10 protein-coding genes are annotated in these 14330 nt (G+C 57.6%); 6 read left to right on the top strand and 4 right to left on the bottom strand.

The window, feature by feature from the left end; genetic code table 11:
• Window positions 1-317 precede the first annotated feature (317 nt).
• Both Asbog_RS10490 and ade read left to right on the top strand, forming a co-directional pair.
• Window positions 318-1871 carry an NAD(P)/FAD-dependent oxidoreductase gene (locus Asbog_RS10490; protein ID WP_146926353.1) on the top strand — a complete coding sequence of 518 codons (1554 nt, stop codon included), beginning with the start codon at window positions 318-320 and terminating at the stop codon, window positions 1869-1871.
• Window positions 1872-2115: 244 nt separating this feature from the next.
• Entirely contained in the window at window positions 2116-3816 is a 1701-nt protein-coding gene (gene ade, locus Asbog_RS10485; RefSeq protein ID WP_062165894.1) for an adenine deaminase, read from the top strand.
• 59 nt (window positions 3817-3875) lie between these two features.
• Here the strand turns inward: ade and Asbog_RS10480 are convergent, their stop codons facing one another.
• From Asbog_RS10480 to gluP, 3 genes are all read right to left on the bottom strand, one after another.
• The gene (locus tag Asbog_RS10480) at window positions 3876-5393 is read right to left on the bottom strand and encodes a carbohydrate porin (RefSeq protein WP_083510831.1); all 1518 of its coding nucleotides are present in this window, start codon (window positions 5391-5393) and stop codon (window positions 3876-3878) included.
• Between the two features lie 172 nt (window positions 5394-5565).
• Window positions 5566-6636: an N-acetylglucosamine-6-phosphate deacetylase gene (gene nagA, locus Asbog_RS10475; protein WP_231944712.1), complete on the bottom strand. Its 1071-nt coding sequence runs from the start codon at window positions 6634-6636 to the stop codon at window positions 5566-5568.
• 49 nt (window positions 6637-6685) lie between these two features.
• Window positions 6686-7966: a glucose/galactose MFS transporter gene (gluP, locus tag Asbog_RS10470; RefSeq protein ID WP_062165096.1), complete on the bottom strand. Its 1281-nt coding sequence runs from the start codon at window positions 7964-7966 to the stop codon at window positions 6686-6688.
• Window positions 7967-8292: 326 nt separating this feature from the next.
• Between gluP and Asbog_RS14565 the strand changes: the two genes are divergently transcribed.
• The 4 genes from Asbog_RS14565 to Asbog_RS10455 all read left to right on the top strand — a co-directional run bounded on the left by Asbog_RS14565 (window position 8293) and on the right by Asbog_RS10455 (window position 13147).
• Entirely contained in the window at window positions 8293-8442 is a 150-nt protein-coding gene (locus tag Asbog_RS14565) for a hypothetical protein (protein WP_171840686.1), read from the top strand.
• 366 nt (window positions 8443-8808) lie between these two features.
• Window positions 8809-9945: an ROK family transcriptional regulator gene (locus tag Asbog_RS10465; protein ID WP_062165095.1), complete on the top strand. Its 1137-nt coding sequence runs from the start codon at window positions 8809-8811 to the stop codon at window positions 9943-9945.
• Window positions 9946-10123: 178 nt separating this feature from the next.
• The gene (locus tag Asbog_RS10460; RefSeq protein ID WP_197669040.1) at window positions 10124-10927 is read left to right on the top strand and encodes a copper homeostasis protein CutC; all 804 of its coding nucleotides are present in this window, start codon (window positions 10124-10126) and stop codon (window positions 10925-10927) included.
• A gap of 27 nt (window positions 10928-10954) precedes the next feature.
• Window positions 10955-13147, top strand: a complete 2193-nt coding sequence (locus tag Asbog_RS10455) for a beta-N-acetylhexosaminidase (RefSeq protein WP_062165094.1) — start codon at window positions 10955-10957, stop codon at window positions 13145-13147.
• 156 nt (window positions 13148-13303) lie between these two features.
• Here Asbog_RS10455 and nagB read toward each other — a convergent pair whose 3' ends face one another.
• On the bottom strand, window positions 13304-14071 hold the full coding sequence (gene nagB / locus Asbog_RS10450; protein WP_062165093.1) for a glucosamine-6-phosphate deaminase: 768 nt from the start codon (window positions 14069-14071) through the stop codon (window positions 13304-13306).
• Window positions 14072-14330: the final 259 nt, after the last annotated feature.

Genomic DNA, 14330 nt, shown 5'->3' with positions numbered 1-14330 from the left:
CGGTGGGACCAACGCCTGTTTGCGATAGCAATATATCGCGTTCACGAGCAGAAAAACTCACGGCATTATCTCTATAATGGTTAATTGCAAGTATGTAATCTGTTATACATCAATATATCCATCATATACTTCGGAAAGATGATGGCGACGCAATGGTTTTCAAACATTGCCAAAGGTTTTCCAGCTTTTGATCTCGCTATTTTGATCGGGTTTTGTAGTTGATTCAAGGTAAGGCAAGACTTAATTCAGTGTTCAACGAATTCGCCCAAGCAAGGCGAAATATAAAGTCACAATTCAGCCTGTATCGAGTGCGCACCGTGCCAGCAAACAACCCACAACCCGTTCATGACGTCCTGATCATGGGGGCTGGTCTTGCCAGTCTTACCTTGGCCAAGCAGTTGCTGGACAAGCAGCCGACGCTCGATATCTGCATCGTTCACAATCGCAAGTTTCCCTATCCCGAGCGGATTCACAAGGTGGGTGAATCCACTGTCGAGATCGGTGCCTATTATCTTGCGCAGGTTGTTGGGTGTAAAACTCACCTCGAGACTCAGCATCTGCGCAAGATGGGACTACGCTTTATCCAGACGCAGGGGCTGACGGGTGAGGCACCCTATCGCGAGCTCGGGCTCGAATATTACCCCTATCATACGACTTATCAGATCGATCGCGGACGGCTCGAGAACCATTTGCGTGACGAACTCGGCAACAGGGTCACGCTGATCGAGAATTGTCGTGTCCTTGGAATGGAGAAGGGGAGCGATCACAACACCGTCTCCGTTCGTGATCATGATGGCACCGTGACCACGCGCGATGCACGCTGGGTCGTCGATGCTTCGGGCCGCGGACGCGTATTGATGAAGCAGTTCGGCCTGCAGAAAGAGGCTGCTGTCAATCATTCGGCTGTCTGGTTCCGTGTCGGTGGGGATGTCGACATCAACGAGTTCCTTAACGCCGCCGATGCAGCCAATCCGTTCACTGACGCGCAGGAGCGCGGACGCAGCACCACCCATCTTGTCGGCAAGGGGTACTGGGTGTGGATCATTCCCATCAACAAGCAGACGACCAGCATCGGAATCGTATTCGACAACAGCGTGCACAAGCTGTCAGAGATGAGCTCTCATCCGCTGGCATCGGACTGGCTCAGGCGTCATGAACCGCGCATGCAGGATTATCTCGAGGAGAAGGCTTTCGAGGTCATCGATTTTGTGATGCTGCGCAATTACTCCTATCTTTCCAAGCATTACCTCTCGGAAGATGGATGGGCCCTTACCGGTGAAGCCGCCGGCTTTGTCGACCCTATGTATTCCAACGGGACCGATCTGATCGGGCTCGCGAATACCATGATCACGAACGCGATTACCCGGCCCGACGGGAAGCAGCTGATCGGACAGATGAACGATCTGCTCTCGGAGGTCTATGCTGGTTTCGTCGATACGCATCATGATTCCAGCCCGCGCTTCGACGACTGGAATTACATGTTCGTCAAGACGAACTGGGATGCATGCTTCTATTTCATGTTCATGTGCGTTCTCTTCATGAACGACAAGTTCGACGATATCGAGTTTGTGGAGAGCATTCACGGTACGGTCGCAGAGTTCTACAAGATTCACCACGAGGTCATGACCTATCTGCGGACACCTGGCGCTGTGCAGGGAAATTACGAGTTGGCCGATTTTATCAGTCTGGTCGGTTCCATCCAGGATCATGCCAACCGCACGATCTTCCTTGATGACAAATCGAATGAGGCTGTCGCAGCGCGTCTGGAGCAGAACCTCGAGACTCTGCGTGAACTGGCAGCCTCGATTATCACCACGCAGACTTTCGACGAGAACTACTACAACATGGGCAAGAGGCTCGACGCTGCCTGATCCAGCGACGACTGAATGATAGCGCCGCTCCGCCAGGCTGCCGTGAAGCAGTCATGCCGGGCGGCGTGGCGCGACGTAATACCAAAACTGCGTCGCAAACCTCTGCATTAGCGGGGTGATGTTTCGGATTGCAGCCGGGACAGGCCGGGCCCCGTTTCCTCTGTCGCGATATCCTCTATAGATGACCTATATGATGGGTTGTGGGCGTGAGGCTTTGCCTCGTGCCCCGGAGGAGAGGCAGATGATGCGTGATGCAATCGAACGGCGTGTGAGGCAGGGGGCGGGGGCAGAGCCAGCCGATCTCGTCATACGCAATGTCAGGCTGTTCGATCTGGTCACGGGTGACCTGCTGCCGACCGATATCGCGATCTGTGGTGATTGTGTCGTGGGTATTCTCGACAGCTATGAAGGAGTGCGGGAGATCGATGGGCAGGGACGCATTGCCGTTCCCGGTTTCATCGATACGCATCTGCACGTTGAATCGTCGCTGATTACGCCATTCGAGTTTGATCGCTGTGTGCTGCCCTATGGCGTGACAACGGCGATCTGCGATCCACACGAAATGGCGAATGTGCTGGGCGGCGACGCCTTCGGGTATTTCCTCGAATGCGCTACCCGCACCGTGATGGATCTGCGCGTCAATCTGTCGAGCTGCGTGCCAGCCACACCGTTCGAAACCTCGGGGGCTGTTCTCGATGCTGACGCTCTCATGCACTACCGGTCCCATCCCAAGGTGATCGGGCTCGCTGAATTCATGAATTTCCCGGGCGTGCTTTCATGCCAGCCCGATTGCATCGACAAGCTCGTGGCTTTTGCGGGTGAGCATATCGACGGTCATGCGCCTCTTTTGCGTGGGCACAAGCTCAACGGCTATCTGTCCGCGGGTATTTTGACGGACCACGAGGCCACGCTGGCCGATGAGGCGCTTGAGAAGATCCGCAAGGGTATTACCATCCTCATTCGCGAGGGGTCGGTTTGCAAGGATCTGGCAGCGCTGGCGCCTCTGCTGACCCCCGAGACCTCGCAGTTTTTCGCTTTCTGCACCGATGACCGCAATCCGCTCGAAATCGCGCATGAGGGCCATATCGACTTCCTGATACGCAAGGCCATTGCGCTTGGCGTCGCCCCGCTCGCGGCCTACCGTGCGGCGTCCCTCTCGGCGGCGCGTGCTTTTGGCTTGCGCGATCGCGGGCAGATTGCCCCGGGACAGCGTGCCGATATCGTTCTGCTTGATGACCTCGAAACCTGTCAGGTCGCGCAGGTCTTTTCGGCGGGGCGTCTGGTTGACGAGGCGTTGTTTGCAGCGCGTGAGACGATCGACCCGCAGGGATATGGCACGATGCGCCTCGCCGCGCCGATCACCGCCGAAGATCTGATTATCGCTGCACCGGGGGAAAACAGGCCTGTCATCGGTATCGTGCCGGGGCAGATCATAACGGACTTCCTGCGTTTCGATCTGCCCGTGCAGGGTGGGGCGGTTCAGCCAGACCCGGCACGTGATATCGCGAAGATCTGTGTCATCGCGCGGCATGGCAAGAATGACAATATCGGCCGCGGTTTCGTCAAAGGCTTTGGCCTGAGCACCGGGGCGCTCGCCTCATCGGTGGGGCATGACAGCCATAATCTTTGTGTCGTCGGGATGAATGACAGCGATATGGCGCTGGCTGTCGCGCGACTGGCCGAACTCGGTGGTGGCTTCGTGGCGGTCCGGGAGGGTCACGTCGTGGCCGAATTGTCCCTGCCCTTGGCTGGGCTGATGAGCGACAGACCCTTCGAGGTTGTGCGGGCCGATCTGGAAAAACTGCGTGCGGCAGTCGGCGCCATGGGGGGCACGCTGGAGGAGCCCTTCCTGCAACTGGCGTTCCTGCCGCTGCCGGTCATTCCGCATCTCAAGATCACAGATCTCGGGATGATCGATGTGGATACCATGACACTGGTATCCTGAACGTTGGATAAACAAGGTTGATCAGGGCTGCGCCGGTGTGTACCGGCGCAGCGCCTTGCTCAGAAGTTGGTGGTGAACTGGCCGCCAATCACAGCGGCGTCGTTGAAGGTGGTTGTGGCACCGGGATGCTGCAGATACTGGAAGTCAAACTGCAGCGCCGTGGCCCGTGCCAGATGCACGCTGTAGAAAGCTTCCCAGACCTGTTCCCAGTTCTGCACGCCGTAAACGTTGCCCCACTGGTTGGACACGAAAGGCAGCCCCAGAGCGACTGAGGATTCCTGCTGCAAGCGCACCGAGCGGCTCATGTTCATATGCTGGAACATGACACCGATCTGGTCGAGCGGGCGATGCCAAGGCGTGCCGCTTTGAAGGAGGCCGATCCATTCATGATCACGCATGGCCACCACATTGCCCTGGGCGTAACCGACACCGCCGATAACGATCAGACCATCGGCCAGGCCTTTACCACTGCGCATGAGCATCTGGTCGAACATGAACCAGCTGGACCACATACCCGATTGCTGGCGCGCGCCCAGGCCGCTGGCCTGATAGGAGCCGCCATAGCGATCCTCATAAAGATGCGGGTAGCGTGAATTGTCGTAATAAAACCCGACCTTGTAGTGACCCAGCAGCTTGTCCTTGCCGAATGCGGGATCCCAGCCAGCCTCGAACTGAGAGCTGAGCTTGCCCAGACCATCCTGGGCAAGGGCCCAGCCTGACACGCCGCCATTGAAGGAATGCGGGCTGACGGCAAACAACCCACCCATGAGATAGGTGCGCTCCGTCGGGCGCACGCGCAGCACGGCGCCGATATTGGCAGAGGGCCAGTCGCGTCCGCCCGGCGCATATTTGCCCGGTGCAAAATTGCCGCACACGCTGACATTCATGAAGTTACAGGCAAGTGCATCGAAGTCGAAGAACGTCCCGGTAGGAATCACACCAGCGGAAAGAATGACCCGGTCATGTAGGAAGGTCTTGTCAGCGTACATCGAGACAAGATGGGCGACGACATTGCCGCGCGCGCCGTAGATCTGCTCGGGGTTGGAGACATAATCGCCCAGCGAGTAGCTGAAATTGCGGCCATGACCGTTCACGACCAGCATATGTGTCCAGAATCCCTTGAACCCTGCCAGCTTCTGCCAGTCGATGTCGAGTTCGGCTGCAACCTGACCGGCAAAGACATTATCACGCGTGCGCCCACCCGTGAGATTGCCCATATATTCCTCGTTAAGCGCTATGTTGAGGAAGATACCGCGCTCTTGCATCCAGCTTTGCGCCCCGCCCCAGTCACCCAGAAGATGCGGATTACCATAGAGGGAAGGAACAAGCGGCCCGATGGGCACAGCGCCCTGACCGGCAATGGGAAAACCCATCGCAACGTAATCGTCACTCTCGAGGGTCTTGGCCGTCTGCGCCTGAGCGTGAACCTGTGTGGCTGAGACCGCACCGCAGGCGAGCGTCAGCGACAGGGCGAGAGAGGCTCGCCATCGCCTTGCGGGACGTCTTTTATGGCCCGCAGAGGGGCACGCGCCAGATGGGCTGGAAGGGGTGTGCGGGATCAGTTCTGTTCTGCTCATCACTCTGACTGGTCTGAGTTGGCCGCTGCCTTCAAGCGGCAGCGTGATTGCACAAGGCATTAACAGAAAGACATGTTCGCGCAACACCAAGAAAAAATACAAGATTTCGTGTGATATTGTTACAAACTCGTGAGAGGATTGAGGGATTTCTCACGCCTGTCCCCACCTCCACTCATGCCTCGTAGGTTTTGCGTCCGCCAACCCAGATCTCGCGCACGGCAAGTGCTGCATCCATTACCACCATATCGGACAGCTTTCCGCAGTCGAGTGTGCCACGGTCGTGAAGGCCGAGATAACGCGCCGGGTTGCTGCTCACCAGTGCGCTCGCTTCAGGCAGGGAGGCCCCATGGGCCACAGCATTGCGCAAGGCCTGATCGAGCGTCAGCACGCTGCCAGCCAGCGAACCGTTCGGCAGGCGGACCACGCCATCCTTGATGACCACATCCTGACCACCGAGCGAACTCGGGCCGTCAGGCTGACCCGCGCCACGCATGGCATCGGTCACAAAAACCAGACGATCACGCATGACGCGTGAGGCGAGCCGGAAATTGGCCGGATGCACGTGATGGGTGTCGAAAATCATTTCCGCATAGCTGGCGTCATGACACATCAAGGCGGTGACCGGGCCCGGATTGCGGCCCTCCACAGGCGACATGGCATTGAAAAGATGCGTCCCGCCGCCGACCCCTCCTGCCGTACAGATACGGCAAAGGGCGGTTACGCTCGTTTCGTAATCTGCCGTGGTATGGCCGAGACTGACGCGGATGCCGGCAGCAGCGAGGCGATCTATAGCCTCATCAGCGTGCTCTATCTCGGGTGCAAGAGTCACCACGCGCACGCATCGGGCTGCCAGCACATCATCGAGCTTGTCGGAGGTGGGGGCTATGGTGAAAGGCGGTTGCGCCCCGAGCTTGTGAGGGCTGACAAAAGGGCCCTCCAGATGGACACCATGAATACGCGGCTCATCGGAACCGGGATTTTCCATGATGCCGGCCACATCATGAAGCGCGCGCATGACATCGGCCCAGGGACGGGTGATTGTGGTTGGCAGGATTGTGGTCGTGCCATGCTGCATATGAAATCGTGCGAGCGTTCTGATGGCCTCGGGGCCATCCATCGTGTCAGCGCCGCCCCCGCCATGTACGTGCCCATCAATGAAGCCGGGCAGGATGTAACGATCGGTCGCCCCGGTAGCCGGCTCGATGGATCGGATCACTTCATCGAAGGAAATTGTACCGGGCATGATACGATCTGGCAGGACGATCTGTCCGGTAAGCTGGGTAAGCACGATCCTATTCTCCCTGTGAGAGCCCGACGCGGCCATAGCGGCGGGCGTAACCGAGAATGATGAGATAGGCCGGAATGACGATCATGGCGAACATGCCCTGAAAGCCGAAGACCGGTTTGAGCCAGACATAGAACTGGGGCACGACCGCACCGCCGCTATACGACATGACCATGATGGCCGAGGCCATGGCCGTGAGATGACCGGCGCCGCGTATGGCAATCGGGAAAAGGGTGGGCATGATCATGGCATTGGTCACACCCAGCAGTGCGACGCAGAAAACGGAGGTATAGCCATGGGTCAGTACCGCCAGAACGGTCAGCACACAGCCGACAAGGCAGGACAGCTGTACATAGACTTCCTGCCGTATGAACCGCGGTACGATGATGAAGCCCATGATATAGCCGACCAGCATCCCCGTCAGCGTCAGGGCCGTGAAGAATTTGGTCTCATCCAGAGGCAGGCCAAAGCTTTGCCCATAGGTGCCAATCGCATCGCCCGCCATCACTTCGATGCCGACATAAAGGAACATCGCAATGAAACCGAACACCAGATGCGGCTTGAAGAAGCTCGGGCTTGCGCCGTCGCCTGTCTGGATTGGGGGGGCTTCAAGATTGGGGAGGGGGGCGAAGGCCACGATGGCGGCGATAATCACCAGAATGCCGGCCATACCCAGATAGGGCAGATAAAGCGCCTGCACGAAATTGTTGAGCAAGGCTTCACGGACAACAGGGTCGGTAGCAGATTGGGCTTTCTCTGCGACGGCACCGATATTGCGCATGACCAGGAGGCCAAGCACCAGAGGCGCTAATATCCCTGCAGTCTTGTTGCAAATTCCCATGATCGAGATGCGTTGTGCCGCGCGATCGGCTGGTCCCAGCAGGCTGACCAGCGGGTTGATCACCACCTGCATGAGCGAAATACCCGCCCCGAGGATCAAGAGGCCGGTCAGAGCCCCCGGATAGATACGCCACGCGACAAATTGTCCGAAAACCGCGACGCCAAGAGCCGAGACGAGCACCGAAAGGGTGAGCCCTGTCTTGAGGCCGAGGCGTTGAGCAATCAAAGACGTTGGAATGGAGAACAGGAAAAAGGAGAAATAAAACGCTAGCGGAATGAAAAAGCTGCTGAATTCGCTTAGCGAGAAGGCCACGCGTACAAACGAGATGAGCGGACCGTTAAGCCAGGTCACGAATCCCATGGCGAAGAAAATCAGCGCAGCGATAGCCAGGGCGCTGTAGCCATAAGGGCCAACCAGCCGGTTATCATGTGAAGTGAGTTGGGACATTTTTCGGTAGATCCTCAACTTGAACGAGAAACTATTTATTTTACAAAATGAACTATGCGGATTATAGGTAAGATGCGCCAATCTGGCCAGCATCATTTGCAAGTTTCGGTTTCACAATAATCGGAAGTGCGCGAAGGCGCTGAATCTCTCGCCCCTCCTGTTGGGCGCCCACGGGCAGGAGAACGGAGCTGGCTCTGCGTCGGTGGGGCTGAGGAAATTCAGACTTGAGGATGACGCGCCAGGCAGGTCCAAGGCGTTGCGATCCGGACGTCGTCACGAGGTCTCACTCGGGAGCCGTATTGCCTGCGTGCGATAACCAGGACGACATGGGTGATCGGGTCGGCGAAACAGGGCGATCCGGGCTGGTCATCGCGATTTTGCTCACCATATTCATGAATGGCAGTGGGACGCATGGCTGCACGCTGTGCGACACCACCACATCGTACCGATATGCCGCCCGGCGCGTCTCAACATGAAGGTCGGGGTGGGTGGAATATCCGGGTACGCATGGAGGCGCTCGTCAGACAAGGTTTGAATCTCACCTGATATAATTTCCTACATAAAACAATGCTTGAACAAACGAGCGGTATATAAACAATAATAACTGTAAAAAAAATTAGGCCTTGTATAATCACGGCGAATCAAAGGATAAGTATGTCCTTGGCCGATGGGTTATAGTTAGGTTTTAGCTGATGGTTCTGGACAGGGGTGTGACTATTTAGGTAGATTCAAATTTGACTTCTGGTTCGGATTGTATCACGCCTTCTTCAGGGGAAATGCTTCGGCGTCCCGGAATATGGAAGATAGAAGACCAACAATTACTTTAGCAGATGAAATAAGAGATGTTCTCGACAGGCCATCATCGTATCCTGAGTGTGCTCAGCCGTTCCGGGCCGCAAAGTCGCACTGACCTCGCGCGTGTCCTCAATCTGAGCAAGGCGAGTGTGACCGCTCTGGTACGTGAATTGATAGAGCGTAACATTCTGGATGAGAGAGAACGGGTCTTCGGTTTTGGTCGTCCGTCGGTCATGCTCGGACTCAGGCAGGATGCGGCGAGTTTTATCGGGATATCGCTGCAGAGTGACCCTGCCCACGTGGTGCTGACAGACCCTCATGGGCGCATTCATGCCCAGCTGACTTTTCCGCTTCTGTTCGATGTCGAGCCCTGTCTTGCTGCCATGGCCGAGGCCGTTGGAACGGTACTCGGCATGGCCCCGCCGGATATCGGCAAGGTTGCAGGTGTCGGCGTCGTCATTGCGGGGATTGTTTCGTCCGATAGCCAGACGTGCCTCGCCTCGGAAACACTGGGGTGGCACGATGCCGAGATCGGTTCGCGTCTGTCCGCCATGACAGGTTTGCCGGTCTTCGTCGAGAACGATGCGAATGCTCTTATTGTAGCGGAACAGCTTTTCGGTAATTCCGGCGATTTGCAGGATTTCAGTCTCGTTTTTGTCAGCGAGGGCATTGGCGGTGCGCATATCGTCAATGGGCGGCTTCATAGGGGGCGGCATGGGGGGGCCGGTGAGATGTCACATGCCCCGATTGCCATTGATGGCGAAGCGCTTCCATGCCGCTGCGGGAACAAGGGGTGTCTCGAAACTCTGGCTGCGCTCCCTGCCATTCTGGGAGCAGCGCGCCGTGTAGGCTTGCCGGATGATATTGAGGGTATCGACCAGATGGCGACGGATGGCCATCCCGAAGCCCTGACGATATTGCACAGGGCTGGTACGGCGCTGGGCGTGGCACTGTCTCAGGTGATCCAGTTTGTCGATCCTGCCCGTATCGTTGTCCGCCTCGATCCCCATCTGGTTGAAAGCGTTTTTGCCCGCGCGCTGCGTCAGGCGGTGGAAGCTCATGTTCTGCGTCGTGACAGTTACCTTACCGAGTTGCACCTGGCGCCGCTTCAGCCACTGGATTTTGCCACGGGTGCAGCCAGTCTGGCGGCTCAGCACTTCCTGTTCGGCAACGCCAATCTTTAATCGCGCTGCGCCTCAAGGGTGTTTGTGAGCGGCTTCGCCTGAGGGCTTCGGGTTGCGACGGGCATGTTCCCTGTGCTTGGTCTTTCGAGGGCTGCACGTCTCCTTGCCGGGTTCTAGGCGTGCGGGGTGGGCGGGTCAGTCTACTGCGAGGCGACCGGAAGGGGAAGCGAGATGACACGTGAAGCGTGAACAGGGTGTCGTGCCAGGGCAGCGCGCCAAATCTCATGAGGTCGACCGGTTACGGACCCTTACCGGAACGACGAGTCTGGAGATCTGCATTGACGATATGGCGGGGCTTGAAGCAGCCCAGCTTGATCAGGTCGATCGCATCGAACTTTGCGCAGCGCTAGACCTTGGGGGCCTTACGCCCTCAGGCGGGTTTTTGGCGCAGGCGCGGCGCTCCCGCGTGCCGGTGTTTGTGATGATCAGACCGCGAGCAGGCAATTTCATATTTTCTCCCACAGACATTGCCCAGATGGAGAACGATATCGCGCTCGTACGGGAGGCGGGTATGGATGGTGTTGTGTTGGGCGCTTCTCTGGAAGATGGAACGCTCGATTATGCGCTGCTCGAGAGGCTGTCACTCGCCTGTGGGAGTCTGCACAGGCAATTGCATCGTGTTTTCGACCTCACACCTGACCCGATTGCGGCACTCGATATGGCGATGGATCTGGGGTTCGAGCGCGTACTGACATCCGGGCAGGCCATTCGTGCGCCTGATGGTGCGGCCTGTTTGCGCAGGCTGAATGATCACGCGCGTGGTCGTATCGACATCATGGCTGGCAGTGCTGTGCGCCCCGACAATGTGGGCGACCTGATTGCGTCAAGCGGTGTGAAATCGTTCCATGCCTCTTGCCGGATAAAATCAGCAGTGCAGGATGGGCGACTGGATCATTTCGGATTCGCAGCGTCTCACGCTGTGACATCTTCTGCGGAGATCCTTCGGCTGCACGAGGCGATACGCACGGCATGCCCGGAGTGACCTGCTTCTGAAAAAGGATTGGGCCTGATGTTTCTCCCGAAAAGGGTAATCCACTCCGGGGTTGCGCTTGGTGTATTGCTGGCTGGCTGTGCCGCGATCCGACCTGCCTTGGCTGCGCCATTGACCCCGATTTTCATGCCCCAGCCTGCCAGCGTTGCACTGGATGCGCAGAGCCTTGCGCTTACGGCGCTGCCGGATATTCACTGGTCACACGCGCCCACCCCCTTGCTGAAACGGGCTGCTGCGCGCTTCAGCGCACGTCTCGCAGCGGCTGGCGTTCGCCCCGCGACGGGTCATGGGCCCACGTTCACGATCGACGTAGGGCGAGACCCTGCCTATCTGACGCTCGACGCGCATGAGGCCTACAAGCTGGATATTTCTGCCACGGGTATCAGGCTGACTGCCGATGGCCCTGCTGGTGTAATCCATGGTTTTGCCACGCTGCTGCAGATGCTGGACACGAGAGGCGCTGCACCGGTGATCGCGCAGGGGCGTATTGTCGATGCGCCACGCTTCAAATGGCGCGGTCTCATGTTCGACGTTTCGCGTCATTTCCAGTCCACCGATACCATCAAACGCCAGCTGGATGCGATGGAACTGACCAAACTCAATGTCATGCACTGGCATCTGAGCGATGGAACCGGCTTCCGGGTGGAGAGCAAGCGCCTGCCACGCCTTCAGGAACTCGGCGGGCATAGCCGTTACTACACGCAGGATCAGATACGCGAGATCATCGCCTATGCTGCCGACCGGGGCATACGGATCGTGCCGGAATTCGACGTGCCGGGGCATACGCTTTCCATTCTGGCGGCCTATCCCGAGCTTGCCGCGCAGCAGCCCGTCGTGACGATGAAGGACTGGGTGAAGGATTGCGATGTCGCTTCGGGTAATGGCGAGACAACGACCCATTGCGCGAAGCACCCTAACCTCAACACGCCGGCAATGGACCCGACGAGCCCCAAAGTGCTCGAATTCGCCCGTATCCTGTTTGCCGAAATGGCACGGCTTTTCCCGGATCGCTATTTTCATACCGGGGGTGATGAGGTGGTATCCAGCCAGTGGACAACCAACCCGCAGATCACGGCCTATATGCAGGCGCACGGCTACAAGGATGCGCCTGCCATGCAGGCGGCCTTTACCGCAGAGATCGAGAAGCTCCTCGCTGCCGATGGCAAGATCATGATGGGCTGGGATGAGGTAAGCGAGGCCCCCATACCCAAAAACGTCGTTGTCGAGGCCTGGCGCGGCTCCAAATGGATTGGGTCCGCCACGCGTGTCGGTCACCCGGTGGTCGTGTCATCGGGATATTACCTCGATCTGCTCAATCCCTCGACCACACATTATGCCGTCGACCCGTTCGATACGCGTGCCGATGGTCTCGCACCCAATCTGCCGGGGCAGAAACCTCGTCCGCTTGACGATGCCTTTACGCTCGATCCCAATGCGCCACCGCTGGACGAGGCTCAGAAGAAACTGGTGCTGGGTGGTGAGGCACCGCTCTGGACGGAAGTCGTATCTGATGAAATGGTCGATGCGCGTCTTTGGCCGCGTTCCGCCGCCCTTGCCGAGCGTTACTGGTCCGATCAGTCGGTAAGAGACCCGCAGGCCCTTACAGATCGGCTTCCGCTGGTCATGAATATGCTCGAGACATTCGGCTTGCAGGCGAGTGATCATCAGGCCCGGATGATTGCCCGTCTGACCCCGCAGAATATCACGCCATTGACGCAGCTGGTCGCGATTACCGTGCCGGTGCGCAATTATGCAATCAACCGGCTTGCGAGCCACAAGGGTGATGAAATCCTGAGTTCCCCTGCGGCAATTGCGGGACCGGACAGCTTTGAGGGGAACGAATTCAACGCGCTTGCCGCGCGCTACAAGGCAGGAGATCGTAGCGTTATCGCTGCGGTGCAGAGTCATCTTTTACGCTATATCGGCAACGACAAGGCGTTTCAGGCTTTACCCGCGCAGCCAGTCATTGATGAGGTGAAGCCCGTTTCGGCTCAGATCGCGGCGTTGTCACAGCTTGGCCTAGACGCCATGCAGCCGGGCAGGAAAAGCAAGGACTGGCATGAGCATGCCGAGGCTCTCCTTGCCGAGCAGGATGCCGCTTACGCCGCGAGCGCTGACCACGAAGCCTCGAACCATACGAACCAGCCCCCGGGAGGGCTGTTGATTGCTATTGTGCCTGGCATAAAGGCGCTGATCGCCAGCACCGACTGAAAAAAAGGGGCTCCGGTTGATTATTCCGGAGCCCCTTTCCCATTCAGGAGAATATCCTGGGCACTGATATGGAAGGGGCAGCGCCCCTAGGATACGCCGCGCCACGACGCCTACCCGTAAAACAGGCTTAAAAATGCGACGCAGCACACGGGATTTTCAGCGCGGCCGGAAGTCTGCATCGCGTCTCGTCTGCTCTGTCAGGGCAGAGGCGCTGGCCTCGTCCAGAATGACCGTGCAATGGTCATGAAGCCGAATGGCCGACGCGCTGACCTGCGGCGTGACATCACCTTCAAGGGCGCACGCCACGATATCTGCCTTGGCAGAACCAAGCGCAAGAAGCAGAAGATGTTTCGCTTCGAGAATGGTCCCGACGCCCATCGTCAGGGCCCGATCAGGCACCTTTTGAGGGTCACCACCGAACATGGCGGCGTTCTGCTCGCGGGTGCGCTCATTGAGCGTGACACAGCGCGTGCGCGTGTCGAATGGCGAGGGCGGTTCGTTGAAGCCGATATGCCCTGTATCGCCGATGCCGAGTAATTGCAGGTCAATCCCGCCTGCATTGCGTATCGCCTGCTCGTAATCCGCACATTCCTGCGCAAGATCAGCGGCGACCCCATTTGGAAGGTGTACGTTTGTCTGGGAAATATTGACATGACGAAAAAGCAGATCGTTCATGTAGTAATGATAGGACCTGCGGTCATCGGCGGAGAGGCCAACATACTCATCAAGATTGAAGCTGGTCGTGCTTGAAAAATCGAGCCCCTGTTTCTGGTGTAGTCGGACCAGATCCCCATAGACGCCTTCCATGGTCCGCCCTGTCGCCAGGCCGAGCACAGGCGATGCGCAGGAGGTCATCACTGAGGCAATTTCGGCTGCGGCGAGTCGCATGGCGGAGCTGGACTCTGGCATAATAATAAGGCGCATGGACGGTCATGATCCTGTGTTGTGAAGCCCCTGATACATCCGGGGCAATACCGATTCCATCTCCTGATAAGACCTCCCCCTTTGTTTATCGACATAAATTAAGTGAAAATCGCGGGATCGACACTCAAACGTGACGTAATGCTGGTTTTCTGGCATTAATTTTGCCGAAAACTGGCAAATCACTTAGTTTTTCCAATAAACAATTGCAGGGCGAAAATCAGCCGTCTAACGTTTTGCAGGAACGCGGAACGATCTGGAC

The organism is Asaia bogorensis NBRC 16594 (assembly GCF_001547995.1).
In the GTDB taxonomy this organism is placed as follows: domain Bacteria; phylum Pseudomonadota; class Alphaproteobacteria; order Acetobacterales; family Acetobacteraceae; genus Asaia; species Asaia bogorensis.
Note: the sequence above shows the minus strand (reverse complement) of the source record. Positions and strands in the feature narration are given on the sequence as shown.